This is a genomic window from Labrys sedimenti, assembly GCF_034424805.1.
Lineage (GTDB): Bacteria > Pseudomonadota > Alphaproteobacteria > Rhizobiales > Labraceae > Labrys > Labrys sedimenti.
Map to the genome: position 1 here is coordinate 1 of NZ_JAXOUF010000086.1, position 1,245 is coordinate 1,245.

Consider the following 1,245-nt stretch of genomic DNA (forward strand, 5'->3'; position numbering starts at 1 on the left):
TACGAGATGGTGCTGTTCGACGGCGGCAACACCCATGGCGATCGCTGGAAGCATGTGTTCTTCCCGGCGCAGCGCCTGCATTACTTCATCTATGAGGACTTCTGACCTCGCTACCGCCCCTCGATAGTCGAGGGGCTTTTTTATCCAGCTTCTCAAGGGCAGCTTCCTGTCCTGGAGGTTCGCAAAAGGCTTAAATCATGATGAATCCGATGGCCGGTTGCAGATGAACTAGCGGTCACCAGTAGATCTTCCGCCGAACGCGGGGGTGTCAATCAGGATCTGTCACACCAGTACGACACCAGCGTTCCAACCCGCCCAGTTCCATCAACTAATTATCCCACAGTCTGAGTTGGCGCTCCGAAATAGGGGATGCGCAGATTCGCATTGATCGTCGTATCGCTATCTGCATCCGGGCAGGCTATCTCCATGTTCTGCTGACGTCGTCAGCAACATGCCACGCAACCACGGTCTTCCAGGTTGCGGCGCAGCACCTGCTGCGTGACCGGACCAGTTCGCACCGCATCCACTCGCGAACGACCATCAACCCACTGATGGTGGATGCATTTGACTTATCAACCCACCGCGGGGTTACGCACCTCTCCCCGCATGGTGGGATCGGTGTGTCTCCGCTTTCATCGTATGGAGATTCACCATGAACACCACATCCAATCAGGCCAAGTCCTACTTCGATCTGCACACCTCTGGCATCGGTTTCTTGCAACGGGCCCGTGAAGTTCACGTCGAAGATGCCGACCCCTATCTATCTGTTACGGTTGCGGCACTGGTCGGCCCCAAAGCCGACCCGGTTTACCGCTACTTCGACGTCAGGGTTTCCGGTGCCGAGGCCCAGGAACTGGTCAGCAAGTATATCGGCGTCGATGATCCCAAGCGGCGCCCCCTGGTTCGGTTTCGGATCGGGGACTCATGGCCGGATGCCTACATTCGTCCCAGAGGCGAACGCAAAGGCGAGGTCGCAGCATCGCTCAAGGGCCGCTTGCTGAAAGCTGAGATGATCGATCGAGTCGAACTGGCGAAGATCGAGCAGCATGAGCTGATTACCCGAGGTATTGGCTACCTGAGCCGTCCGATCGAAGTAAAGCCGAACGAGGGCGAGCCATTCCTGGCTTGCACCATCGCGGCGTTGACGGGCAAGGTCGATGCCAAGAAGCGGCGTTATCGCTACTTCGATACCGTTGTCACTACCGAGGATGCGCAAGACCTCGTCCGTCAGTACGCACAAGCTGT

1 protein-coding gene is annotated in these 1,245 nt (G+C 57.3%); it reads left to right on the plus strand.

Translation table 11 applies throughout. From position 1 onward, the window contains the following. Positions 1 to 652 precede the first annotated feature (652 nt). Positions 653 to 1,245: DUF3577 domain-containing protein (locus tag U1R88_RS35525; protein ID WP_322435553.1), on the plus strand; the 593-nt coding region annotated here is incomplete at its 3' end.